At 66.9% G+C, this 24,086-nt stretch carries 17 protein-coding genes; 10 read left to right on the forward strand and 7 right to left on the reverse strand.

Annotated elements, in window-relative coordinates; all coding sequences use genetic code 11:
* Window positions 1-106: 106 nt before the first annotated feature.
* A complete protein-coding gene (locus ASF57_RS07245; RefSeq protein ID WP_056481514.1) occupies window positions 107-622 on the reverse strand; it encodes a CinA family protein in 516 nt (171 codons plus the stop codon).
* A complete protein-coding gene (locus tag ASF57_RS07250; RefSeq protein ID WP_056481517.1) occupies window positions 619-1,914 on the reverse strand; it encodes a bifunctional 2-C-methyl-D-erythritol 4-phosphate cytidylyltransferase/2-C-methyl-D-erythritol 2,4-cyclodiphosphate synthase in 1,296 nt (431 codons plus the stop codon). Before ASF57_RS07250 ends, ASF57_RS07245 begins: the two co-directional genes overlap by 4 nt.
* Before the next feature lie 197 nt (window positions 1,915-2,111).
* Between ASF57_RS07250 and dusB the strand changes: the two genes are divergently transcribed.
* The 5 genes from dusB to ASF57_RS07275 all read left to right on the forward strand — a co-directional run bounded on the left by dusB (window position 2,112) and on the right by ASF57_RS07275 (window position 7,158).
* Window positions 2,112-3,164 (forward strand): tRNA dihydrouridine synthase DusB, encoded by a 1,053-nt coding sequence (dusB, locus tag ASF57_RS07255; protein WP_056481520.1) that lies wholly within the window; start codon window positions 2,112-2,114, stop codon window positions 3,162-3,164.
* A complete protein-coding gene (locus tag ASF57_RS07260; RefSeq protein WP_056183484.1) occupies window positions 3,161-4,315 on the forward strand; it encodes an ATP-binding protein in 1,155 nt (384 codons plus the stop codon). The genes dusB and ASF57_RS07260 overlap by 4 nt, the downstream gene beginning before the upstream one ends.
* A 9-nt stretch (window positions 4,316-4,324) precedes the next feature.
* A complete protein-coding gene (ntrC, locus tag ASF57_RS07265; protein ID WP_056481523.1) occupies window positions 4,325-5,788 on the forward strand; it encodes a nitrogen regulation protein NR(I) in 1,464 nt (487 codons plus the stop codon).
* A complete protein-coding gene (locus ASF57_RS07270) occupies window positions 5,785-6,399 on the forward strand; it encodes a DUF6886 family protein (RefSeq protein WP_056481527.1) in 615 nt (204 codons plus the stop codon). Before ntrC ends, ASF57_RS07270 begins: the two co-directional genes overlap by 4 nt.
* Window positions 6,400-6,537: 138 nt before the next feature.
* A complete protein-coding gene (locus tag ASF57_RS07275; protein WP_056481530.1) occupies window positions 6,538-7,158 on the forward strand; it encodes a pyridoxamine 5'-phosphate oxidase family protein in 621 nt (206 codons plus the stop codon).
* Between the two features lie 114 nt (window positions 7,159-7,272).
* Here ASF57_RS07275 and oxlT read toward each other — a convergent pair whose 3' ends face one another.
* Together oxlT and ASF57_RS07285 are read right to left on the reverse strand one after the other, a co-directional pair.
* Entirely contained in the window at window positions 7,273-8,547 is a 1,275-nt protein-coding gene (gene oxlT / locus ASF57_RS07280; protein ID WP_056481533.1) for an oxalate/formate MFS antiporter, read from the reverse strand.
* 99 nt (window positions 8,548-8,646) lie between these two features.
* On the reverse strand, window positions 8,647-10,245 hold the full coding sequence (locus ASF57_RS07285) for a gamma-glutamyltransferase family protein (protein WP_056481537.1): 1,599 nt from the start codon (window positions 10,243-10,245) through the stop codon (window positions 8,647-8,649).
* Between the two features lie 170 nt (window positions 10,246-10,415).
* On the opposite strand from ASF57_RS07285, the gene ASF57_RS07290 reads away from it, so the two are divergent.
* The 4 genes from ASF57_RS07290 to hflX all read left to right on the forward strand — a co-directional run bounded on the left by ASF57_RS07290 (window position 10,416) and on the right by hflX (window position 16,093).
* Window positions 10,416-12,773 (forward strand): PAS domain-containing sensor histidine kinase, encoded by a 2,358-nt coding sequence (locus tag ASF57_RS07290; RefSeq protein ID WP_056481540.1) that lies wholly within the window; start codon window positions 10,416-10,418, stop codon window positions 12,771-12,773.
* Window positions 12,770-14,140 carry a sigma-54 dependent transcriptional regulator gene (locus tag ASF57_RS07295; RefSeq protein WP_056183336.1) on the forward strand — a complete coding sequence of 457 codons (1,371 nt, stop codon included), beginning with the start codon at window positions 12,770-12,772 and terminating at the stop codon, window positions 14,138-14,140. The genes ASF57_RS07290 and ASF57_RS07295 overlap by 4 nt, the downstream gene beginning before the upstream one ends.
* Window positions 14,141-14,295: 155 nt before the next feature.
* Window positions 14,296-14,550: an RNA chaperone Hfq gene (gene hfq / locus ASF57_RS07300; protein WP_056183333.1), complete on the forward strand. Its 255-nt coding sequence runs from the start codon at window positions 14,296-14,298 to the stop codon at window positions 14,548-14,550.
* 130 nt (window positions 14,551-14,680) lie between these two features.
* On the forward strand, window positions 14,681-16,093 hold the full coding sequence (gene hflX, locus ASF57_RS07305; protein ID WP_056183331.1) for a GTPase HflX: 1,413 nt from the start codon (window positions 14,681-14,683) through the stop codon (window positions 16,091-16,093).
* A 91-nt stretch (window positions 16,094-16,184) separates the two neighbouring features.
* On the opposite strand, the gene ASF57_RS07310 is transcribed toward hflX, so the two are convergent.
* The 3 genes from ASF57_RS07310 to uvrA all read right to left on the reverse strand — a co-directional run bounded on the left by ASF57_RS07310 (window position 16,185) and on the right by uvrA (window position 21,511).
* Window positions 16,185-16,757 (reverse strand): fasciclin domain-containing protein, encoded by a 573-nt coding sequence (locus tag ASF57_RS07310; protein ID WP_082503755.1) that lies wholly within the window; start codon window positions 16,755-16,757, stop codon window positions 16,185-16,187.
* A 249-nt stretch (window positions 16,758-17,006) separates the two neighbouring features.
* Window positions 17,007-17,996: a transporter gene (locus tag ASF57_RS07315; protein WP_056482668.1), complete on the reverse strand. Its 990-nt coding sequence runs from the start codon at window positions 17,994-17,996 to the stop codon at window positions 17,007-17,009.
* A gap of 533 nt (window positions 17,997-18,529) precedes the next feature.
* Window positions 18,530-21,511, reverse strand: a complete 2,982-nt coding sequence (gene uvrA, locus ASF57_RS07320) for an excinuclease ABC subunit UvrA (protein ID WP_056481543.1) — start codon at window positions 21,509-21,511, stop codon at window positions 18,530-18,532.
* Between the two features lie 518 nt (window positions 21,512-22,029).
* Here uvrA and ASF57_RS07325 point away from each other — a divergent pair.
* Window positions 22,030-24,084: a nitrate- and nitrite sensing domain-containing protein gene (locus ASF57_RS07325; protein WP_056481546.1), complete on the forward strand. Its 2,055-nt coding sequence runs from the start codon at window positions 22,030-22,032 to the stop codon at window positions 24,082-24,084.
* Window positions 24,085-24,086: the final 2 nt, after the last annotated feature.

The following is a 24,086-nucleotide window of genomic DNA, read 5'->3' on the forward strand; positions in this document are numbered from 1 at the left end:
GCGGCGATCAAACCTGATGTCATGCAGCCTCCCCAAGGGTTCGTGAGCGAACCCGGCGCGGATCGATGCGCCGTGATTCGCAGGCTGACGCCCAAGCGTGTCAGTTTCAAGACGCCGGGGCGAGACCGGGAGCGAGAATCGATTCGAGGAGACCGAGCGCATCGCCCACGGCCAGCCGGCGGATCTCGGTGCGGCCGAGATCGCCGTAGCGGCGCTCGAGGTGGCGCACGGTCGCGCCCGTCACGGCCAGGCCGAAATGCACGAGGCCCACCGGCTTGTCGGCGCTGCCGCCGCCCGGGCCGGCGATGCCGGTGATCGCCACCGCGACGGTGGCCCGGGACCGTGCGAGGGCGCCTTCCGCCATGGCGCGGGCGACCGGCGCGCTGACCGCGCCGTGGGCGGCGATGAGATCGACGGGCACGCCGAGGCTCTCGGCCTTGGAGGCGTTCGAATAGGTGACGAAGCCGCGCTCCACCACGGCGGACGAACCTGGGATTGCGGTGAGCAGGCCGGCGACGAGGCCGCCGGTACAGGATTCAGCCGTGGCGATCGTCAATTCCGCCGCCGCATAGGCGGCGACCAGCGCCTCCGCCCGAGCAAGCAAGGCGGGATCATCAATCACGAGCGGCGCTCGGCCGTCTCGTCGGCCGCGTTCAGTTCGGCGGTCACTTCGGGCAGCCGCACGGTGGCGGCAGCCTGCGCGGCCAAGCCCTCGGCGCGACCGACGAAGCCCAGCTTCTCGGTGGTGGTGGCCTTGATCGAGACCGAACTCAGCGGCACCCCGGCAATTTCGGCGATGCGGGCGCGGATCGCCTCCCGATGGGCGCCGATGCGCGGGGCCTCGGCCAGCACGGTGATGTCGAGATGGTCGATCTTGCCGCCGCGCGCCCGAACCAGCTCGACCGCATGCGCTAAGAAGCGATCGGAGGAGGCGCCGCGCCACTGCTCGTCGCTCGGCGGGAAATGGGTGCCGATATCGCCATCGGCGATCGCGCCCAGCAGGGCGTCGGTGAGGGCGTGCAGGGCGACGTCGCCGTCCGAATGCGCAAGCACGCCGCGATCGGCCGGGATCTTCACCCCGCCAAGCCAGACGTGGTCGCCGTCGGTGAAGGCGTGGACGTCGAAGCCGGTGCCGAGGCGGGTGACGTAGGTGGTCATGGGCTGGGCCTCGCTCAGGGCGGTGGGGTGTTGGCCGGAGAAGCCGCGATCGGCCTCGATCAGGTCGGCCGGCTGGGTGATCTTGCGATTGCGCGGATCGCCTTCGAAGACGACGACGGGCAGGCCGGCCCATTCGGCGAGGGCCCCGTCATCGGTGAAGGCATGAAGGTCAGCCGCGGCCGCCCGGCGATGGGCGTCGCGCAAGAGGCCGTAGACGAAGGATTGCGGCGTCTGAACAGCGCGCAAGCCCTCGCGCCGGGGCGTCTCGCGCACCCGTCCGCTGCCATCGCCGAGATCGTCCACGATCTTGATGGTGTCGGTGACGGCGATGCCCGGCACAGCGGCACGGTGATCGCGGCCGGCCACCAGGGCCCGCTCGATGAGTGCCACGTCCACATGCGGGCGAGCCGCGTCGTGGACCAGGACGAGGTCGGGCGCCTGCGATCCGTCCAGCGCTTCCAAGCCGGCTCGAACCGATTGCTGGCGGGTGGCGCCGCCGGGAACCGGCGCGGCAAGTTTATCGCGGGTCGCGGCGTCGAGGTCGGCGAGGCAGGCGCGGTAGAATTCGGCCGCATCCGGCGCGATCACCGGCTGGATGCGGACGATGCCCGGATGGGCCGCCAAAGCCGTCAGGGTCCGGGTCAAGACGGCCTGACCGCCGACGCTGCGGTACTGCTTCGGGGTGTCGCCGCCGATGCGGATGCCGCGACCGGCCGCGACGACCACCGCGGCCGCATTCCATGCGGTGCCGGACATGCGTATGCTCCCGCGCTTCGGGGGGTGAGGAACCGCGCACCTGCCGATCGCCACGCCCACGGGGCACCGCGCGTCTGCGATGCGTAGGCCTAGAAACCCGCCGATGGGGAGACCTGTCGTTTAAGCGCGGGAGAAGCTGAAATCAAATCCACCGAATCGCTTGCGCGCCGGGTGGATTTGTCTATTTGTTGAGCACAATGGCCACTGATGATTATTTAAGCTTCCTTCGCCCGGCGGAGGGTGAGCGCAGCATCGCAATCGATAAGGGTGAACGCCCGATACCGGTGCTGCTGGCGCCGCTTTCGGGTGTCACCGACCTGCACGTCCGGCGCATCGCCCGCCGGCTCGGCGCCAGCGCGGTGGTCTCCGAAATGGTGGCGGCCGCCGAACTGGCGCGCGGCGATCAGGAGGCCCAGCTGAGGGCCGAGGGCAGCGGCGTCGATCCGCACATCGTCCAGCTCGCCGGCTGCGCGCCGGAGCCGATGGCCGAAGCCGCCCGGATCGCCGTGGCGAACGGCGCCGACGTGATCGACATCAACATGGGCTGCCCGGCCAAGGTGGTCACCGGCGTCGCCTCGGGGTCGGCTCTGATGCGCGACATCGAGGGGGCGACCCGCATCCTCGCGGCGGTGCGAGGCGCGGTACGCATTCCCGTGACGGTGAAAATGCGTCTCGGATGGGACCACGCCAATCTCAATGCGCCCGATCTGGCGCGCCGGGCCGAAGGGCTCGGGCTGAACGCCGTCACGGTGCATGGGCGGACCCGGCAGCAATTCTACAAGGACCGGGCCGATTGGCGCGCGATCCGCGCCGTAGTCGAGGCCGTGGCGATTCCGGTGATCGCCAATGGCGACATCTCCACCCTGACCGAGGCGCGCACCTGTCTGGAGCGCTCCGGCGCCGCCGGGCTCATGGTCGGACGGGCGGCGGTGGGCCGGCCGTGGCTCGTCGGCGCCCTGGCGGCAGGCCTCGCCGGGCGCCCGGTGCCGACGCTGTCGAGCGCCGAGAAGGCCGCGCTGGCGATCGAGCATTACCAGGGTCTTCTCGCTCTCTACGGGCTGCGCATGGGCGTGCGCCACGCCCGCAAGCACCTGGCGGCCTACGCGGAGGCGGGTGGAGGGCTCGATGCGCCAGCGCGAATGCGGCTCCTGACCACCACCGACCCCGCGGTGGCGACGCACCTGCTGGCGCGCGCCTTCGAGACGCGGGACGCATGGGCGATGCCGGACACCAGCGAGGAGGCCGCATGAGCGCGGGCAAGCCGATATCCGGCCGGGGCGGCGGCCAGAAGCCCGAGGTCGTGCCGACCAACGAGGCGGTGATCAACGCCCTGCCGCTGCCGGTGCTGACGGTCGGGGCCAACGACCACATCCTGCACGTCAATCATGCGGGCGAGACCTTCTTCGATCATTCGGCCCGGCTGATGCAGCGGCGCCGCCTGTCCGACATCATCCCGTTCGCGTCGCCGATCATCGCCCTGGTGGCTGAGGTGCGTCGCCGTCGGGCCAGCGTCAGCGAGTACGGGGTCGAACTGGTGCAGCCGCGTTCGGGCCTGGAGCGCAGCGTCGACGTCTTCGCCACGCCCCTCGGCGACGACGAGGAGATCGTCGTGCTGATGCTCCAGGAACGCACCATTGCCGACAAGATGAACCGCCAGCTCACCCATCGGGGCGCCGCGCGCTCGATGGTGGCGCTCGGCGCCATGCTGGCGCACGAGATCAAGAATCCGCTCGCCGGCATCCGCGGGGCCGCGCAGCTCCTCGAGCAGTCCGGCAACGAGGACGACCGCCTGCTGACCCGGCTGATCTGCGACGAATCCGACCGGATCGTACGCATCGTCGAGCGGATGGAGCTGTTCGGCGACGAGCGCCCGGTGGAGCGCGGCTCGGTCAACGTGCATGGCGTGCTCGACCAGGTGAAGCGCTCGGCTCAATCTGGCTTCGCCCGCCATATTCGCTTCGTCGAGACCTACGACCCGTCGCTGCCGCCGGTGCTCGGCAATCGCGATCAACTCATTCAGGTCATCCTCAACCTGGTGAAGAATGCCGCCGAGGCGATCGGGGCCGATGCGGTCGATGGCGAGATCACCCTGTCGACCGCCTTCCGCACCGGCCTGCGCCTGCAGGTTCCAGGCTCGCGCGAGCGCGTGAGCCTGCCGATCGAGGTGGCTGTGCGCGACAACGGCCCCGGCGTCTCGGCGGATTTGCTGCCCGACCTGTTCGATCCCTTCGTCACGACGAAGGCGCAGGGTTCCGGCCTCGGACTTGCATTGGTCGCCAAGATCATCGGCGACCACGGCGGGATCGTTGAATGCGATCCGGTCCCGCGCCGAACCACCTTCCGCCTTCTTCTCCCCATGTCGAGCGCCCGCGACGGGCGCGAATCGTCCGCGGAGCTGTAGAGTCGCGTCATGCCCAACGGACACATCATCGTCGCGGATGACGACGCCGCCATCCGCACCGTCCTCAATCAGGCCCTGTCGCGGGCGGGCTACGAGGTCCGCTCCACCGGCAATTGCGCCACTCTCTGGCGCTGGGTCGCGGAGGGAGCGGGCGACCTCGTCATCACCGACGTGATGATGCCCGACGAGAACGTCTTCGATCTGCTCCCGCGCATCAAGCGCGTGCGCCCCGAGCTGCCGATCATCGTCATGAGCGCGCAGAATACCTTCATGACGGCGATCCGGGCCTCGGAGCGCGGCGCCTACGAGTACCTGCCCAAGCCCTTCGACCTGAAGGAGCTGATCGCGATCGTCGGACGCGCTCTGTCCCGCCCGCGCGGAACCGCGCCGGTCGGGGCCGATCCGGGCAACGAGGACATTCCGCTGGTCGGGCGCTCCCCGGCCATGCAGGAGATCTATCGGGCGCTGGCCCGGCTGATGCCGACGGACCTGACGGTGATGATCACCGGCGAGTCGGGCACCGGCAAGGAGCTGGTCGCCCGGGCTTTGCACGATTACGGCCGGCGCCGGACCGGCCCCTTCGTGCCCGTGAACATGGCCGCGATCCCGCGTGACCTCATCGAATCCGAGCTGTTCGGCCACGAAAAGGGGGCCTTCACCGGCGCGCTGGCGCGATCGGCCGGACGCTTCGAACAGGCGGAAGGTGGCACGCTGTTCCTGGACGAGATCGGCGACATGCCGATGGAGGCACAGACCCGCCTCCTGCGCGTGCTGCAGCAGGGCGAGTACACCACCGTCGGCGGACGCGTCCCGATCAAGACCAACGTCCGCATCATCGCGGCCACCAACAAGGACCTGCGGGTCTCGATTCAGCAGGGCATCTTTCGCGAGGACCTGTTCTTCCGCCTGAACGTGGTGCCGCTGCGCCTGCCGGCCCTGCGTGAGCGCTCCGAGGACGTGCCCGACCTGATCCGCCACTTCTTCATCCTGGTGGAGCGCGAGGGCCTGAGCCGCAAGCAGCTCGATGGTGAGGCCATGGAGCGCCTGAAGCGCTATCGCTGGCCGGGCAACGTGCGCGAACTCGAGAACCTCGTCCGGCGTCTCGCTGCCCTCTACCCGCAGGAGACGATCACCGGCCCGGTGATCGAGGCCGAACTCGATACCCTCCCGCTGGCCCAGAGTCAGACGAATGGCACGGGCACCCCACGCAAGAGCAACGGTGAGGCCGAAACTTTGTCGGGCGCCGTGGAGCGGCATTTGGCCGACTATTTCAGCAACTATCGCGACACGCTGCCCCCGCCCGGACTCTACCATCGCATCCTGCGCGAAATCGAAGGGCCGCTGATCGGAGCGGCGCTCGCCGCCACACGCGGCAACCAGATTCGCGCGGCGGAGCTGCTCGGCGTGAACCGAAATACCCTGCGCAAGAAGGTGCGGGACCTCGACCTCCAGGTGTTTCGCAACGCCCGGTGAGCACCAGAGACGCGGCGACGGCGAGTAATGCCTGCCCGTCGCTTTTCCACTTCAGCGAGGATCCGGACATCCGGGTCTTCGTACCGCGCCCGGTGCGGGTCGGCATCGACCGGGGAGCGGAGCGCGCCTGGCTGAACGGGGCTCTGGTCTGGGCAATCGATGGCGCCCACAGCCTGCTCTACCTGTTTCCGCGTGACTGCCCCAGGATCGTGATCTGGCCCACGGCCGAGACGTCGCCGGAGGACCGGGAGACGTGGTTCGGCGACGTCTCGGGCCGCGCGGTCGCCTATGTCGAGGAGGCCTGGGCGGACCGGATCGAGGCCGGCGTCCTCGAACGCTACCAGATGCCATCCACTACGTTCGAACCTTCCGGCGAGGCCGGCACCTGGGTTTCACGCCAACCGGTCGTCCCGGACGGCCACGACACCCTGCGGGATCTGCCCGGTGCCATGACGACGGCGGGCGTGGAACTCCGCATCCTGCCTCGCCTCACCCCCCTGGCACCGATCTGGCGCTCGAGCCTCCATGCGAGCGGGCTGCGTCTGCGCAATGCGCGGGACTGGGTAATGCCTGAAGGCGGACCGCCGAAACCGATCGGTCCCGACCGTTAGACCGGGCGCTTCGAATGTACGATTGCATCTCCGTCTCTCGGCAAGCCTGATCGGTAAGCTTCATGCGGCACTAGGCGATCACCCTCGGATTGCTGCAAGGGGAGCACGCTCCTCCAGCCTGCGAAACGGGAACACTCCATGGCCATCGTCGAGACAGTGGCGGACCTCGAGACCATCTACGGTGCCTGGGACGCTGTCTCCGAGGCCTCCACCGCTAAGGTGGCCGACCACATCACGCCGCATTACCGCCGCTTCATCGAGGTCTCGCCCTTCGCGAGTCTCGCCACCGTGGGTCCGGAAGGCCTGGATTGCTCGCCCCGGGGTGACCGGCCTGGATTCGTACGCGTCGCCGATGCCCGTACGCTCCTCCTGCCGGATCGCCGCGGCAACAATCGGATCGACAGCCTGCGCAACGTCGTGCGGGACTCGCGGGTTGGCCTGATGTTCCTGATCCCCGGCATCGGCAATGCCCTACGGGTGAACGGACGTGCGGTGATCGAGGACGATCCGGCCCTCCTCGCCACCTTCGCCGTCGAGGACAAGGCACCCCGGACCGTGATGGTGATCACCGTCCACGAGATCTACTTCCAGTGCGCCCGCGCCCTGGTACGATCCGGCCTGTGGCGGCAGGAGAGCCACGTGGACCCGACGTCGCTTCCCTCACCGGGGCAGATCCTGGCCGAACGCAGCGAGGGCCGGGTGGGCGGCGAAACCTATGACAGAACCTGGGGCGAACGCGCCCGCCAGACGATGTGGTGAACGCGAGCTCTTGCTCATTTACCCAGCCAAAATCCTGCACCCAGCCAAAATCCTGGCTGATTCCCCGAGGAAGGCGCGGACGGGCTCCCCCATCCGCGCCTGTCCCAGCCTTAATCAAGCCAGCGCGGGCTTGCCGACTAGGATCGGAGCCTCGACTTCGCCGAGCCAGCGCCGACGCATCGGCTTGAGCACGAAGTAGGCGAGGATCGCGGTCAGCACATCGAGCGTGATGATGATCGCGAAGACCGGCAGCCACGAGCCCTGCACGGCATAGATCCAGGCCGCGATCGGGCCGCCGAAGAGCGAACCGATCCCTTGAGCCATGTAGAGGAAGCCGTAATTCGTCGTGGCGTGCTTGGTGCCGAAGGTGTCGGTGAGGATCGACGGGAACAGCGAGAAAATCTCGCCCCAGGCGAAGAACACGACACCGGAGAGCAGCGCGAACGCGTAGGCGTTCTCGCGGAAGACCAGCAGCAATGCGATCGCCACCGCTTCCGCCGCGAAGGCGATCCCCATGGTGTTTTCGCGACCGATCTTGTCCGAGACCCATCCGAAGAACGGGCGGGTCAGGCCGTTGGTGATGCGGTCGAAGGTCAGCGCGAAGGGGAGGGCGACGAATCCGAAGATGATCGCATCGGCCACGCCGAAGTCGCGGGCGAAGGAGGCGAAGTTCGCCACCACCATCAGGCCACCGGTCGACATCATCGTCATCATGACGAACATCAGCCAGAAGAGCGGCGTCCGCAGCATCACCCACGGGGGCGTATCATGGACGCAGGTCGAGAGATTGACCGCCGGGGACGGCAGCACCTCACCGGCGCGCGGCGCGCGCAGGCCCAGGGCCGCCAGGGCCCCGATCGCCCCGAGCACGATGCCGAACACCGTGAGCGTGTGGCGGTAGCCCGAGGCGGTGAGCATGTCGCTGATCGGGAAGGTGCTCAGCATGGCGCCCATGCCGTAGCCGGCTGCCACGACGCCGACGGCGAAGCCGCGCCGGTCCGGAAACCACTTCACCATCAGGCCGACGATGCCGACATAGACGATGCCGGTGCCGAGGCCGCAGAACAGGCCGTAGGTCGCGTAGACGCCCAGCAGGGTGTCGACCCGGGCCGCCAGCACCCAGCCGAGGCCGGACAGGGCTGCGCCGAGCGCGATCATCAGCTTGGGGCTGAACCGGTCGATCAGGTAGCCCTGCACCGGCGAGAAGAAGGTCTGCAGCACGATCAGGATCGTGAAGGTCCACTGGATCTGCGGCAGCGTTGCGCCGGTGGTCGCGATCAGCGGTTTGGTGAACAGGGTCCAGACATATTGCGGACTGGAGATCGCCATCATGGCGACGAGGCCGAGGCCGAGCTGGATCCAGCGTTGGCGGGAGAGGTTCGTATCCATTATTCGCTCCTTGCGACGCGAACCACCTCGCAAGGACGATGCCAGGATGATGCGTGGTAAGTCTTTGCCACACAACGTGTTCGCGAAGATGGCCTTTGGTTACAGCCCCTCCGAGCCTCCGTCCGATCGGGGATCGTGAACAGCCGCGATCGACCCGTTGCCCGGATGGCGGATCAGCATCCCGGCATGCCCGAGGGAGTCGATATAGGCGCCGCCGAGTTCCTCGATGTCGTGTCCGAGGCTGCGTAGGGCCGCGATGCAGGCCGGATCGAAGCGGTCCTCGACCTTTACGGACAGCGATTCCGCGCCCCAGGTCCGGCCGTAGAGAAGGCGGGGTGCATCGACCGCTGCGGCTGGGCTCATGCCGTAATCGGCGTAGCGGGCGAAGATCTGCGACTGGAATTGCGGCTGTCCGTCGCCACCCATGCTGCCATAGGCCATGACGCGGCCGTCATCGAAGCAGGCCAACGCCGGGATCAGGGTGTGGAACGGCCGACGGCCGGGCTCCAGCGGGTTCACCGCCTTCGGGTCGAGGGAGAACGAGGTTCCGCGATTCTGCCAGTGGATTCCGGTCTTGGGCAGGACGATTCCGGAGCCGTACTCCCAGTAGATCGACTGGATGTACGACACCGCGAGGCCGTCACGGTCGATCGCCCCCATCCAGACCGTATCGCCCTCTCCGGGGTTGCGCAGGGGCACCGACGCGGCGCGGCGCATATCGATCTGAGCCGCTTCGCGGTCGAGGGATTCGGGCGTCAGGAAACTGGCCGGGTCGACGCTCAGGCGATCGTAATCGGTGACGATCCCGTCGCGGATGGCGAAGGCCCGCTTCGTTGCCTCGATCAGCCCGTGATAATGCGCGGTGGTCTCCGGCCGGTCGATCCGCAGGCGATCGAAGATGCCGAGAATCAGCAGGGCGGCGATGCCCTGGGTCGGCGGCGGGAAGTTATAGAGCATTGCGTCCCGGCGGCGGATCGAGAGCGGCGTGCGCTCGCGGGGCGCGTAAGCCTCGAGATCGGCCCGGGTGACCGGGGTTCCGAGCGTCTCCAGGTCCGCGGCGATCTCGCGGCCGAGATCGCCGCGGTAGAAATCGTCGAGCCCCGCATGGGCGAGGTGATCCAGCGTCGCGGCCAGGGCAGGCAGCTTGCGGATCGCCCCGGCCGCGTAGGGCTTGCCGCCGTCGAGGAACGTCTCGGCGAAGTGAGGCTGGTCGTGCAGCGTATCGAGTTCCTTCGGCACGTAACGCGCTTCCGAGGGCGAGACCGCGACGCCGTCCCGGGCATGGCAGATGGCGTCCGCCAGCAGCGTGTTCAGGGGCAGGCGTCCGCCCAGAGCCTTCGACAGGTCGAGGGCGAGGCGCCAACCACCAATGGCACCCGCCACCGTCAGGGCCGCGTCGGGCCCACGCGACGGCAGCACCTCGTAGCCCTGCTCGCGGTAGCGCTGGATCGTGGCTTTGCGGCCGGCGGGACCGCAGGCCTCGATCCCGCGCACCCGGCCGCCGCGCTCGCGCACCAGCCAGAAGCCATCGCCGCCGATGCCGTTCATATGCGGGTAGACCACGGCGATCGCCGCGGCCATGGCGGTCATCGCCTCGATGGCGTTCCCCCCCTGCGCCAGGACGTGCTGCCCGGCCTGGGCCGCGAGACGGTGAGGCGCCGCAACGGCGGCCGTGGCGAAGACGGGCGTGTCTGACATTCTGATCTCTGCGCGATGACGAACGGAAGGATAATGTATTTTTACGCTACGACGGAAGGGTGCGGACCACGCTTCGGGCTGAGCGTTCGGCCGGCCCGCCGGCGGTTTGCGCAGCGATCCGTGCCCCATCCGTATTAATTTCGCCACACTGTTGTGGCGACGCATCAGCCATGCCGTGGCTTCGATCTTCCAGCACTTCGGCCCCCTCCGCGGAGGGGGCGAACTCTCCCGAGCCGGGGCAGGCCAACGGGTCCGACCGGCTCGAGAGCGCCGTGCGGGTGCCCCCGCGTGGCCCCGGGCTGATCGGCGCCCTGGTGGTGATCACCGCCCTGATTTCGGCCATCGCAACCTTCCTGATCCTGGCGGGGATCATTCAGGTCATCCGGACGCCGACCCTCGGGCTGACGCTGCTCGGCATCAACGTGTTCCTCGTCCTCGGGCTGGTGGTGATCATCGCCTGGGAGGCGCGGGTCTTCCTCTATGCCCGACGTACCAATGCAGCGGTGGCCCGCCTGCACACCCGCATCGTCGGCCTGTTCAGCATCATCGCGATCCTGCCTACGCTTCTGCTGGCGGTGGTGGCGGCGATGACCATCAATCTCGCCCTCTCCCTCGGCTTCACCGACCGCGTCCGGGACGTGGTGCTGAAATCGGTCGAGGTCGCTGACGCTTACCAGGAGAACCAGTGCCAGAGCCTGGCGCGCGAGATCCGCATCCTGACGGACGACCTGACCCGGGCACGCCCGAACTTCGACGTGAACCGGACGTGGTTCGAGAGCTTCCTGACCACGCGGGCCACCGCGCTCGGCCTGCCCGTGGCCGAGATCATGCGCGGCCCGACCGAGGTGGTCGCCCGGGCCAAGATCGACATCCTGAAGGACCGCCGCCTGCCCTCGGCAGCGGCCTTCGAAGACGCGGCGAAGTCCCCCGATCCGATCTGCCTGGTGCCGAACGAGGGCCGGGTCTTCGCCGCACTCCTGCGAATGCCGGCCTATGACGGCGCCGTGCTGCTGGTGCAGCGGGAGGTGAGCCAGCTCGCGGTCGAGTTTCCCGGCGTGTCGCGGGCGGCGGCGGCGGAATACCTGACCTACGACTCGTTGAAGCGCTCGATCCAGCTCACCTTCGCGCTGGTCTTCGTGCTTATCGCGCTGATCGCGCTGCTCTCGGCGGTGTGGTTCGGCCTCAACTTCGCCAATCGCTTCGTCGCGCCGATCCGGCGCCTCATCAACGCGGCCGATCAGGTCGCGTCCGGAAACTTCTACGCTCAGGTGCCGGCCCGGAAGAGCGACGGAGACCTCGCGCACCTGTCCGAGAGCTTCAACAAGATGACCCAGGAGCTGCGCCGCCAGCATGACGGGCTCACGGCGGCGAGCGACCTCATCGACCGTCGGCGCCGGTTCACGGAGGCCGTGTTGTCCGGGGTATCGCCGGGCGTGCTCGGCGTCGATGCGGCGGGCAATGTCACCATCGCCAACCCGTCGGTGGAGCGCACGCTGGGGCTGACCGCCGACGAGATCGTCGGGAAGCCCCTGACCCAGGCCGTGCCCGAACTGCAGGCGCTGTTCCCGGAAGGCGGCGAGGCGCGCCTGCGCACCCTCCAGCAGCAGATCCAGCTCACCCGCGACGGGCGCGAGCGCACCGTGACGGTCCGGGTGACCAGCGAGCAGGCCCAGGGCGGTGCGCGCGGCTTCGTGGTGACCCTGGACGACATCACTGACCTCGTCGCGGCCCAGCGGACCTCGGCCTGGGCCGACGTCGCCCGGCGCATCGCCCACGAGATCAAAAATCCGCTGACCCCGATCCAGCTCTCGGCCGAGCGCATCCGGCGCAAGTACGGCAAGGTCATCACCACCGACAAGGATATCTTCGACCAGTGCACGGCGACGATCGTGCGTCAGGTCGACGAGATCAAGCGCATGGTCGACGAGTTCTCGTCCTTCGCGCGGATGCCCAAACCCGCCATCGCCCGGAACGATCTCAGCGAGATCACCCGGCAGAACCTCTTCATGATGCGGGTGGCCCATCCCGATCTCGATTTCTCCTTCGCGGAGGAGGGCGGTCAGCCGATCCTGGCGGCCTTCGACATCCGGCTCCTGTCGCAGGCCATCACCAACATCCTGAAGAACGCCGTCGAGGCGGTTCAGGCGGTTCCCGAAGCCGATCTCGGCAAGGGCCGGGTCGATGTCCGCCTCGTGCCCGAGGACGGATTCGTGGTCATCGAAGTGACGGACAACGGCAAGGGATTTCCGACCGAGGGGCGCCAGCGGCTGCTGGAGCCCTATATGACCACCCGCGAGGGTGGCACCGGCCTGGGGCTGGCCATCGTCAGCAAGGTCCTCGAAGAGCATGGCGGCGGGATCGAATTGAACGACAATCCGGAAGGCCGGGGCGGACGGGTGCGGCTGCGCGTGCCGCTCGAAACCTCTGGTGACGCCACCGACCCAACGACGCCGGGGGGCAAACCCTCCGTGCAGGATGAGAAGGGTGCCGCGCGGACGGCCCCCCCAATCGCGGAGATCCATTCATGAGCGCCGATATCCTGATCGTCGACGACGAAGCCGACATCCGCGACCTCGTCGCCGGCATCCTCGACGACGAAGGGCACCGCACCCGGACGGCCGGCGGTTCCGACGAGGCCCTGGCGGCCATCGAATCGCGCCGGCCGCATCTGGTCTTCCTCGACATCTGGCTACAGGGCTCGCGCCTCGACGGCCTTCAAGTGCTGGACCAGATCAAGGCCGGCCACCCGGACCTGCCCGTGGTGATGATCTCGGGCCACGGCAACATCGAGACCGCGGTCGCGGCGATCAAGGCGGGCGCCTACGACTTCATCGAGAAGCCGTTCAAGGCGGACCGGCTGATCCTGGTGGCCGAACGCGCCCTGGAGGCTTCTCGCCTCAAGCGCGAAGTCCGCGACCTGAAGGCTCGCTCGGGGCAGGCGAGCCGCCTCGTCGGCGCCTCCGTGGTGGTCAACCAGTTGCGCCAGACCGTGGAGCGCGTCGCGCCGACCAACGCCCGGGTAATGATCCTCGGCGCGCCGGGCTCCGGCAAGGAACTGTCGGCGCGCACGCTCCACGCCCTGTCGACCCGCGCCAGCGGGCCCTTCGTGGTCATCAACGCGGCCACAATCACGCCGGACACCATGGAGGCCGAGCTGTTCGGCGTCGAGGCCGGCGAAGGACGGGTGCGCCGCGTCGGCGCCCTGGAAGAGGCGCATGGCGGCTCCCTCTACATCGACGAAGTCGCCGACATGCCGCGCGAGACGCAGAACCGCATCCTGCGCGTCCTCGTCGATCAGAACTTCCAGCGGGTGGGCGGCACCGCCCGGGTCCACGTCGACGTGCGTATCATCTCGTCGTCCTCGCGCGACCTCGCCGAGGAGATCGCGGGCGGCCGATTCCGGGAGGACCTGTTCCACCGGCTCTCGGTGGTGCCCATCCGGGTGCCGTCGCTGTCCGAGCGGCGCGAGGATGTGCCGGAGCTGATCTCGTTCTTCATGGAGCAGATTTCGGGGGCCACCGGCCTGCCGCGCCGGCGCATCGCCGAGGATGCGATGGCGGTGCTGCAATCGCACGATTGGCCGGGCAACATCCGGCAACTGCGCAACAACGTCGAGCGCCTGATGATCCTGACCCATACCGATCCGGAGCAGGAGGTCACTTCGGAGATGCTGCCGACCGAGATCGGCGCCCTGGTGCCCACGACACCGAACGGCTCGGGCGGCGAGAAGCTGATGAGCCTCGCCTTACGCGAAGCACGCGAGATCTTCGAGCGGGAGTACCTGGTGGCCCAGATCGCCCGGTTCTCGGGCAACATCTCTCGCACGGCGGAGTTCATCGGGATGGAACGCTCGGCGCTCCACCGGAAACTCAAGTCGCTCGGCATCGGCCCCTGAGAACACGCGCGCGATGCACTTGCATCGGGGGCGGGATACACGTGTAATGTTGCGGGATCGGCATGTGACGTCGGGTGCGCCCGATTCGTGTCGAGACCAACTGATGAGAACCCGCTACGACGGCGGGCGGCGATGCGAACCAAGGATAAGAAAAAATGGCGGGCGAACGCGCTCAGAACCTCCAGGACACGTTCCTGAACCATGTTCGCAAGAACAAGATTCCGCTCACGATCTTCCTCGTCAATGGCGTGAAGCTTCAGGGCGTCGTGACGTGGTTCGACAACTTCTGCGTTCTGCTGCGGCGAGACGGTCATTCGCAACTCGTCTACAAGCACGCGATCTCCACCATTATGCCGGGACATCCTGTTCAGCTCTTCGAGCCCGACGAAACGGCCCCCGACAAGGTGTGAGCCCAGCACATTCCATTGGCGCAACAGTGAAACGTTTGTCGCGCCCTTGTCTGTGGCCGGCAAACGCCCATTGTCCTGAGGACAGGCCGAGCCTGACGAAACGGCAAGACAGGGCGGATCAAAGGAATTGATGACTGAACCGATGACGGCCGGCGAAGCCCGGCTCCAGGCGATGGCCGCTCCCGAGGGTGACATCGCGGCGGCCACCCACACTCTCGTCGTCGGCCCCTATCTCGGCCGGGCCGCGGCGGCACGCAACACCACGGGCCACACGCCCGAGATCCTGCGATCCACCGATGCCCGCCTGGACGAGGCTGCTGGCCTCGCCGCCGCGATCGAGCTCGACGTGGTCGAGGCGATTGTCGCCCCGGTGCAGCGGATCCGCCCCTCGACCTATCTTGGCAAGGGCCGCGTCGAGGAACTTGCAGGCGTGATTCGCGCCCGCGAGATAGGCTTGGTGGTGATGGATTGCGCCCTCTCCCCCGTGCAGCAACGTAACCTGGAAAAGGCTTTCGGCTGCAAGGTCATCGACCGTACCGGGCTGATCCTCGAGATCTTCGGGCGACGGGCTTCGACCCGCGAGGGCACGCTGCAGGTCGAGCACGCGCATCTCGCCTACCAGAAGAGTCGTCTCGTACGGTCCTGGACCCACCTCGAACGCCAGCGCGGCGGATTCGGCTTTCTCGGCGGCCCCGGTGAGACCCAGATCGAAGCCGATCGGCGCATGATTCAAGAGCGGATGACCAAGATCGAGCGCGAGCTCGACAGCGTGACCCGCACGCGCGGCCTGCACCGTCAGAGCCGGGCCCGGGTTCCGTATCCGATCGTCGCCCTCGTCGGCTACACCAATGCGGGCAAGTCGACGCTGTTCAATACCCTCACCAAGGCCCAGGTGATGGCGCAGGACATGCTGTTCGCGACCCTGGACCCGACAGCGCGGGCCACCAAGCTTCCGCATGGCGAGACCGTGATCCTGTCGGACACGGTTGGTTTCATCTCGGAACTCCCGACCTCGCTGATCGCCGCCTTCCGCGCCACGCTGGAGGATGTGATTCACGCCGACATCCTGCTCCACGTCCGGGACGTCTCGCACGGGGACAGCGAGGCCCAGGCGGAGGATGTGGGCTCCGTGCTGCGGGAGCTCGGGATCGAGACCTCCGCCGCGCGGATCATCGAGGTCTGGAACAAGGCCGACCTGCTCGATGGGGACGAGCGCACCCGCCTGCTCAACCTCAGCGGCCAGGGCCGCAGCGATCGCGACAGCGACGCGCCGGTTCTCGTCTCGGCGGTGACCGGCGAGGGCCTGGGAGTCCTGACGGCCCGGATCGAGGCGCGGATCGCGCGCCAGCGCTCGACCTTTGCCGTGGTCCTGCCACCGGAGGACGGCGCAGCCCTGCACTGGCTCTACGAGAACGCCGAAGTGCTCGATCGGCGCGAAGAGGAGGGCGGTACCATGCACCTCGCGATCCGCATTGCACCGGAGAAGGAGCCACGCTTCCTCAACCGATTCGAAGGCGCTCGCCGTCTCAACCGGGTCGGCTGAGCGACCCGCACGGGACAGTCATGAAAAACGCCCGCGATCCTGATGGGTCGCGGGCGTTTTCCTATGCTTCGGACGGGATCGAAATGCCCGATCAGGGCTGCAGGACACCGTTGATGACGTGGATGACGCCGTTCGACTGCATGACGTTGGCAGTGGTCACGGTGGCAGTGCTGCCCTTGGCGTCGGTCACGTAGACCTTCTTGCCCTTGCTCTGAACGACGAGCGGCTCACCCTGGACCGTCTTCAGCTGCGCTTCGCCGCCGCCATCCTTGGCGAGCTTCATCAGATCCTTGGCGGTGTAGACACCCGGGACCACGTGATAGGTCAGGATCTGGGTGAGAGTAGCCTTATTCTCGGGCTTCACCAGGGTCTCGACCGTGCCGGCCGGCAGCTTGGCGAAGGCGGCGTTGGTGGGCGCGAAGACGGTGAACGGACCGGGGCCGGACAGGGTATCGACGAGACCGGCAGCCTTCACGGCGGCGACCAGCGTGGTGTGATCCTTCGAGTTCACCGCGTTCTCGACGATGGTCTTCGAGGCGTACATCGGCGCACCGCCGACCATCGGATTCTTCGCGAGAGCCGGGGACGCGACGCCGACGGAGCAGGCGAGGACGACGGCGGCGAACGTTGACGCGATCGGGCGACGGGCGTGACGGTTGATCATGAAGCGCTTCCTCTGAAAACGGGTGCCCCTTCGAGGGGGTCTTGCTCCGTTACGGAATGCAACCGGCGAAAGTTTCAGGGACGCGCCGGCTTCCGATAGAAATCATCGACTCCAATGCCGTATCGGCGCCGGTTTCTCCGGGCGTTGCGGTGTCCGCCGAACATGCGAAAGCCCGCCCGACACTGAAGTCGGACGGGCTTTGCCTATGTCATGCAGCGGCGAAGCCAGGCCTCGCCGCCGATGTCCAGATCAGTACTTGCGGATGATCGGCGCAGCGACGGCGGCGACCGGGGTCGGCGAGTACAGCGGCACGATCAGGCGGCCGGAAACTTCCGTGCTGTCGAAGCTGCCGATGCTTCTGACGACGGTACGAGCAACGTAGACCTGCGCCGTAGCGAAGCCCAGGTCATATCCAACAAGGCCGCCCATCAGGAACCGGCCACGATCGGGGGTACCGGTCGGGTTGGCAGCGTTGATGATGTTGCCGCCCTTGAAGCTGGTGTCGAAGTTATAGGTGCCATACGCGATGGCGCCGATCTCGAACTTGCCGAACTTCTTCGTCGCGGTCAGATCGAGGTTCAGAGCGTCGGAGATCGAGTAGGACTGAGCGAAGCCACCGGGTCCGAGGTTTCTACCGCCGCCACCGAAGGTTGCCGGCGAGTCATAAACGTTGGCGGTCAGGTTCGCGGTCAGATTCCAGCCATCTCCGGTGTAGCTGGCAGCAACGCCGAAGCGGTAGGTGTTCGAAGCGAGCTGCGGCAGAATCGTCGGGAGGACGGTGGTACCGTTGTTGGCAACAAGAACGCCGCGATCGCCATTTAGCTCGTTGAGGTAGACACCGCCGAGCAAGCTGACGCCGAAGTTGTTGCCGAGATCGAAGGCCCAGATGCCGCCGACGAAGGTGCCGACGTTGACCGACAGGTCACGCAGGCCCGAGTTGCCCTTACCGAAGGCGAAGACGGTCGGAGGAGCGACGAGGAGCTCGATGCGGCCGCCGAGCGGAACCAGCGGGGTCGACCAGACCAGCACCGGGACGTTCACTCCAACGTCGAGGGGCGACGGGTTATCGCGCATCTGGTAGACGAAGGTGTTCAGGGCGTAGATGCCCTCGGGCAGCGGCGCACCGGTGGCGAGGCCGACCTGCTCACCCGGAACCGTGGTGCTCTGCGCGTAGGCAGCGGTGGCAGTCATGCTGGCGGTGAGCGCGAGCGCTCCGGCAACGAGCCAGTTCTTCGACATCTTATTCATTCCTTCCCAAGGATTTCAGGCGTCCGCCACGCAGCCGTCCGAACCATTCTGCCGATGCGCCGCTTGCGTGCGGCTTGTTTGCAGTGGATTCGGCGGCCCCCCTTGCGGCCCGTTTTCAAGTCTCAACGTCGAGAACTATTCTACAGGACGCCGCGGAAGGACAGCGGAATGCTTGGAAACGGGGCAGATCGACCCTGACCGTTGCTCAAAAGTCGCATTTTCGGTGCAGTGCAGCGGAAGGAATTGTTAACCATTTGAGCAGGTTGGCGCGGCTATTTGAGCACCCGTGCGAACCAACATCGGCAAAATACCGCTGGGCTCTCAAGCTGTTATGGTCTGGCTTGGGCGTCAGGAGCTTCCGGCAAAGGACCCATGGCCGATGCGCAGTTGGCGTAGCCCCCGTACCCCGATTGGTGCGGGTGGGCTCGGTCGTGACGCTGTGCCGAGCTACTTTTGCCTCTCCGACGCGGACGAATCAGGGCCGCCTTCTCCGTGTCCTGCGCGAATCCGGGCTCGCGGATGATCTACTCGGCAGCGGCACGTCCCTTGACGAGGGCCGTAGCGGGACGGCGGGCCAGGACGTCACGCAGGAATCGACCTGTATGGCTGGCGCGGGACTTGGCGATCTGCTCGGGCGTTCCTTCAGCCACCACGACGCCACCGCCGTCGCCGCCTTCTGGCCCCATATCGATAACCCAGTCGGCCGTCTTGATGACTTCGAGGTTGTGCTCGATGACCACGACGGTGTTGCCCTGGTCGACGAGCTCATGGAGCACCTCCATCAGCTTTGCAACGTCGTGGAAGTGCAGTCCCGTCGTCGGCTCGTCGAGGATGTAGAGCGTGCGCCCGGTGGCGCGCTTCGACAGTTCCTTCGACAGCTTGACCCGCTGCGCCTCGCCGCCCGACAGGGTGGTCGCCTGCTGCCCGACCTTGACGTAGCCGAGACCGACCCGCGCCAGGGTCTCCATCTTCTCGCGGATCGTCGGCACCGCCTTGAAGAGGTCGGCCGCCTCCTCGACGGTCATGTCGAGCACGTCCGCGATCGAATGGTCGCGATACTTCACCTCCAGGGTCTCACGGTCGTAGCGGCGGCCCTTGCAGACGTCGCAGGTCACGTAGACATCCGGTAGGAAATGCATCTCGATCTTGATGACGCCGTCGCCGGAGCAGGCTTCGCAGCGTCCGCCCTTCACGTTGAAGGAGAAGCGCCCGGCCTGGTAGCCGCGCGCCTTGGCTTCCGGCAGGCCGGCGAACCAGTCACGGATCGGCGTGAAGGCTCCCGTGTAGGTCGCGGGGTTGGAGCGCGGGGTGCGCCCGATCGGCGACTGGTCGATGTCGATGACCTTGTCGAGATGCTCCAGCCCGTCGAGGCGTTCGTAGGGCGCCGGATGCTCGAGGGCTCCGTTCAGTGACTTCGCCACAGCCTTGTACAGCGTGTCGATGATCAGGGTGGATTTGCCGCCGCCGGAGACGCCCGAGATGCAGGTGAAGGTTCCGAGGGGGATGTCCACGGAGACGTTCTTCAGGTTGTTACCGCGGGCGCCAATCAGGCTCAGCGTGCCCTTGCGCCCTTTGCGACGCGCCGTCGGCACCCGCACGCTCATCTCGCCGGTGAGATACTTGGCGGTGAGTGAGTCCGGGTTCTTCAGAACCTCCGCGGGTGTGCCCTGGGCGATGATCCGCCCGCCATGGATGCCGGCGCCGGGGCCGACATCGACGACGTAGTCCGCTTGCAGGATCGCGTCCTCGTCGTGCTCGACGACGATCACGGAATTGCCGAGGTCGCGCAGGCGCTTCAGGGTGCCGAGCAGGCGTTCGTTGTCGCGTTGATGCAGGCCGATCGAGGGTTCGTCCAGCACGTAGAGCACGCCGGTAAGCCCGGAGCCGATCTGCGAGGCGAGGCGGATTCGCTGGCTCTCGCCGCCGGAGAGCGAGCCGGAGCCGCGCGCCAGCGTCAGGTATTCGAGGCCGACATCGATCAGGAAGGTCAGACGGTCGCGAATTTCCTTGAGGATGCGGAAAGCGATCTCGTTCTGCTTGTCGGTGAGCTTACCCGGCAGATCCGAGAACCAGGCATGGGCGTCGCGCACGGACAGCGCGGTGATTTCGCCCACATCCTGCATCGCGACCTTGACCGAGAGCGCTTCGAGCTTCAGGCGCTTGCCGCCGCAGGTGGCGCAGGGCGTCTCGCTCATGAAGCGCGCGATCTCCTCGCGGGAGGTGTCGCTCTCTGTCTCCTTGTAGCGCCGCTCGAGATTCGGGATCACGCCCTCGAACGGCTTGTTGACCTCGTAGGCCCGCATCCCGTCATCGTAGGCGAAGCGCACCGACTCATTCTGCGTCCCATACAGGACGACCTCTCGGGCTTTAGCGGTCAAATCGCTCCACGCGGTCGTGGTCTTGAACCCGTAATGGCGCGCCAGCGCGTCGAGGGTCTGTCCGTAATAGGGCGACGTCGATTTCGCCCAGGGACCGACAGCGCCGCGTTTGAGGCTTAGCTTGGCGTCGGAGATGACGAGTTCCGGGTCGATCCGCATTTCATGGCCGATGCCGCCGCAGGTCGGGCAGGCACCGAACGGATTGTTGAACGAGAACAGACGCGGCTCGATCTCCGCGATGGTGAAGCCGGAGACCGGACAGGCGAAGCGCGACGAGAAGGTGATGGGCTCGCGCGGGGCTTCGCCCTCCGGCGCGTCGGCAAACTCGATCAGGGCGATGCCATCGGCCAGTTCCAGGGCGGTCTCGAACGAATCGGCCAGACGCGCGGCGATGTCAGGCCGGACCACGATGCGATCCACCACAACGTCGATGTCGTGCTTGAGCTTCTTGTCGAGCTTCGGCGCGTCGTCGATGGGATAATACTCCCCGTCGATGCGCAGGCGCTGGAACCCCTTCTTCTGGAACTCGGCGATCTCCTTGCGGTACTCACCCTTGCGGCCTCGGATCACCGGCGCGAGCAGGTAAAGCCGGCTCTTTTCCGGTAGGGCCAGCACGCGGTCGACCATCTGGCTGACAGTCTGACTCTCGATCGGCAGGCCAGTCGCAGGCGAGTAGGGAATGCCGACCCGCGCCCACAGGAGCCGCATGTAATCGTAGATCTCGGTGACGGTGCCGACTGTCGAACGCGGGTTCTTCGATGTGGTCTTCTGCTCGATGGAAATGGCCGGTGAGAGGCCGTCGATCTGATCGACATCGGGCTTCGACATCATCTCGAGGAACTGCCGCGCATAGGCCGAGAGCGACTCGACGTAGCGGCGCTGCCCCTCCGCATAGATCGTGTCGAAGGCGAGCGACGACTTCCCGGACCCCGACAACCCGGTGAAGACCACCAGCCGATCCCGCGGGATCGTCAGGTCGATATTTTTCAGGTTGTGCTCGCGCGCGCCGCGCACCGAAATGACCCGCGCATCGCGCGCCGCCGCCCCGTCGAACAATGCCTCGATCTTGGCTTCGACCTTCTCGGCCTCGGCTTGCGATTTCTTGGCGGCGGCTTTGGCTTTGGCCATGGAGTCTCTTCGGAAGGTCTGCGGTGCGGGACCCGGCACGTCTCGGAACGACCCGTTCGCCGCATGTCGGGCGCAAGGCAACCGCGGGCAAGGCGCACACCGCGCATATCGGCTCTTCAGCTAGAACAAAAAGCGTACAACCACAATATCGGCGGCCGCCGCCAGAGACCGCGCCGGATCGGGGGAACAGCGGTCGATCGACATGCCGGCTTCGTTGTCTCCGTTGCGCCGTCTCAAATCCGACAAAGGTCGAATGCGATCCAGTCTCCGCCTGACTCATCAGGATCACGACCGGGCGTAAGGACGGCGTCCATTCCACGGCTTGAGTCATGAGCGACTACACGGAAGACGCCAGATTCCTGGAGGGAGCAACCCAGAGTTCGTGGAACGCAAACGGCTCATCGTTACCAAATTTGTATCAGATATGACCAAATTTTCATCATAAGATACCAATGCAACGCAACCTTTACCCGATGAATGAAACCATCGCTGCATCATCTTGCAAGCAGGTTCGTCTGATGTCCGCCGGTTTCATTTCATCGCTGCGCTTCCGAATCCTGCTCGTTGCACTCGCTCCCTGTCTCGCCTTCGCGGTGGTGGTGGGTCTTGCCATCACCGAGCGGATGAGCCTGCGATCTCAGATGGTGCAGGTCGAGGATCTTGTCGGGATGGCGGGTCGGATCAGTGCTTTGGTGCACGAGACCCAGCGGGAACGTGGAGCCTCCAGTCTCTTCCTCGGCGCGAAGGGCACCAAGTTCCGGGCGGAACTGGATGCGCAGCGCTTGCGCACCGACGCAGCCCGGACGGCCCTCGATGCAGGGCGAGCCGGCATGGATGTCGGAGCCTTCGGCGCGGGCGTCGCTCGCCGGAGCGAAGCCTTGACCGCCCAGATCGCCGCCATTGGCCCGCATCGCGCGGCGGTCGATGGCCTAACGCGCACGCCGGCCCAGAACATGGCCGCCTATTCCGGCGTGATCGCCAGCGCCCTCGACCTCGTCCGCGAAGTTTCCCAGGTGGCCGCGAGTGCCGATCTCGCCGGTCGCATCGCCGCCTATTCGTCATTTCTCGCCCTCAAGGAACTCGCAGGCCAGGAGCGCGCCACCGCCTCAGCGATCTTCGGCGCCGGACAGACCGATCTCGCGGGGCATGAGCGCTTGGCGGGCCTGAGTGCAGGCCAGACCACCTACGAATCCCTGTTCCGCCTCGGAGCAGGTTCGGCCCAGGCAGCATTGCTCGACGGCGTCAAAACGGCTGCTCCGGCCCGCGAAGTCGAGCGCCTGCGTCGCATCATTCTCGACACGATCCCGGGAACGGCCCTGTCCTTCACCGATGCACCCGCCTGGTTCGGCGTCGCCACGCAGCGGATTGACAGCCTGAAGACCATCGAAGACCGGCTCACCGCCGATCTCGGGATGGCAGCCGCGGATGCCCGCGCCGAAGCCGAGCGCAGCGTCCTGCTGTGGGTCGCGGCCGGTATCGCGACGCTGGCTCTGTCTTGCGGGCTGGCCTACGCTTTCGGAACGGCCATCGCCCGTCCCCTGACCCGGATCGCCGGCGCGCTCACGGCGATTGGCCGCGGCGAGCAGGCCGGGGCAATTCCGCGGAAGGGAGCGCGCGAGGTCCGGGCGATCGCTGCGGCGGCCATCGATTTCGAGGCCAGCGTGACCGAGCGCCGCCGCATCGCCGGGGAGGCCGACCAGTTCGCCGCGAAGGCCGCTTCGGTCCGCCGGGCCGAGATGGTCGCGCTCGCCGATCGCTTCGAAGCCCAGGCCAGCGGCATCGTGGAGGCGGTTTCGGCCGCATCGAGCCAGCTCGAGACCGCCGCCTACGCCCTCAATCAGGCCGCGAGCGACACCTCGTCCCTAAGCCAGTCGGTGGCCACGGCGTCCTCCGAGACCGCCGCGACGGCCGATACGGTCGCGGCCGCGACAGAAGAGTTGAGCGCTTCGGTGCGGGAGATCGGCAACCGCGTCGAGACCTCGACCGCCGTCGCCGGCGAGGCGGAACGCGATGCCGGCCGGATGGCCGAGGATGTGAACCGTTTGGCGCTTGCCGCCAGCAGCATCGGGGAGATCGTCGGACTGATCACCAGCATCGCCGGGCAGACCAATTTGCTGGCGCTGAACGCCACCATCGAGGCCGCCCGCGCCGGCGATGCCGGGCGCGGTTTCGCGGTGGTCGCCAGCGAGGTCAAGAATTTGGCAGCTCAGACCGCCAAGGCCACGGAGGAAATCGCCGCCAAGGTCGCCGAAATCTCGCAGTCGACGGAGGCCTCCGTCACGGCCATCGGGGGAATCACCGAGGTGATTCAGCGCCTCAACCGGATCTCCGGGGACATCTCGGCCGCAGTCGATCAGCAGGATGCCGCGACGCAGGAAATCGCCCGGAACACCGTGCGAACCTCGGAGGGCACGCGCGCCGTGTCCGGCCACATTACAGGTGTTCGCGAAGCGGCAGAAGCGGCGCGAAGCGGCTCTTCCCAGGTTCTGTCGGCGGCAAGCGACTTGGCGCGTCAGGCCTCAGACCTACGTCGCGAGGTAACGGGCTTCCTGGCCAGCGTCAGGACAGCGTGACC

This window comes from Methylobacterium sp. Leaf117 (assembly GCF_001422985.1).
In the GTDB taxonomy this organism is placed as follows: domain Bacteria; phylum Pseudomonadota; class Alphaproteobacteria; order Rhizobiales; family Beijerinckiaceae; genus Methylobacterium.

Excerpts from the sequence above, each read along its gene's own strand:
- ASF57_RS07310 (WP_082503755.1), bottom strand. The coding sequence starts at position 16,757 with ATGATCAACCGTCACGCCCGTCGCCCGATCGCGTCAACGTTCGCCGCC.
- ASF57_RS07285 (WP_056481537.1), bottom strand. The coding sequence starts at position 10,245 with ATGTCAGACACGCCCGTCTTCGCCACGGCCGCCGTTGCGGCGCCTCAC.
- dusB (WP_056481520.1), top strand. The coding sequence starts at position 2,112 with ATGGCCACTGATGATTATTTAAGCTTCCTTCGCCCGGCGGAGGGTGAG.
- ASF57_RS07315 (WP_056482668.1), bottom strand. The coding sequence starts at position 17,996 with ATGTCGAAGAACTGGCTCGTTGCCGGAGCGCTCGCGCTCACCGCCAGC.
- ASF57_RS07275 (WP_056481530.1), top strand. The coding sequence starts at position 6,538 with ATGGCCATCGTCGAGACAGTGGCGGACCTCGAGACCATCTACGGTGCC.
- uvrA (WP_056481543.1), bottom strand. The coding sequence starts at position 21,511 with ATGGCCAAAGCCAAAGCCGCCGCCAAGAAATCGCAAGCCGAGGCCGAG.
- oxlT (WP_056481533.1), bottom strand. The coding sequence starts at position 8,547 with ATGGATACGAACCTCTCCCGCCAACGCTGGATCCAGCTCGGCCTCGGC.
- ASF57_RS07250 (WP_056481517.1), bottom strand. The coding sequence starts at position 1,914 with ATGTCCGGCACCGCATGGAATGCGGCCGCGGTGGTCGTCGCGGCCGGT.
- ASF57_RS07260 (WP_056183484.1), top strand. The coding sequence starts at position 3,161 with ATGAGCGCGGGCAAGCCGATATCCGGCCGGGGCGGCGGCCAGAAGCCC.
- hflX (WP_056183331.1), top strand. The coding sequence starts at position 14,681 with ATGACTGAACCGATGACGGCCGGCGAAGCCCGGCTCCAGGCGATGGCC.
- ASF57_RS07290 (WP_056481540.1), top strand. The coding sequence starts at position 10,416 with ATGCCGTGGCTTCGATCTTCCAGCACTTCGGCCCCCTCCGCGGAGGGG.
- ASF57_RS07325 (WP_056481546.1), top strand. The coding sequence starts at position 22,030 with ATGTCCGCCGGTTTCATTTCATCGCTGCGCTTCCGAATCCTGCTCGTT.
- ntrC (WP_056481523.1), top strand. The coding sequence starts at position 4,325 with ATGCCCAACGGACACATCATCGTCGCGGATGACGACGCCGCCATCCGC.
- ASF57_RS07295 (WP_056183336.1), top strand. The coding sequence starts at position 12,770 with ATGAGCGCCGATATCCTGATCGTCGACGACGAAGCCGACATCCGCGAC.
- hfq (WP_056183333.1), top strand. The coding sequence starts at position 14,296 with ATGGCGGGCGAACGCGCTCAGAACCTCCAGGACACGTTCCTGAACCAT.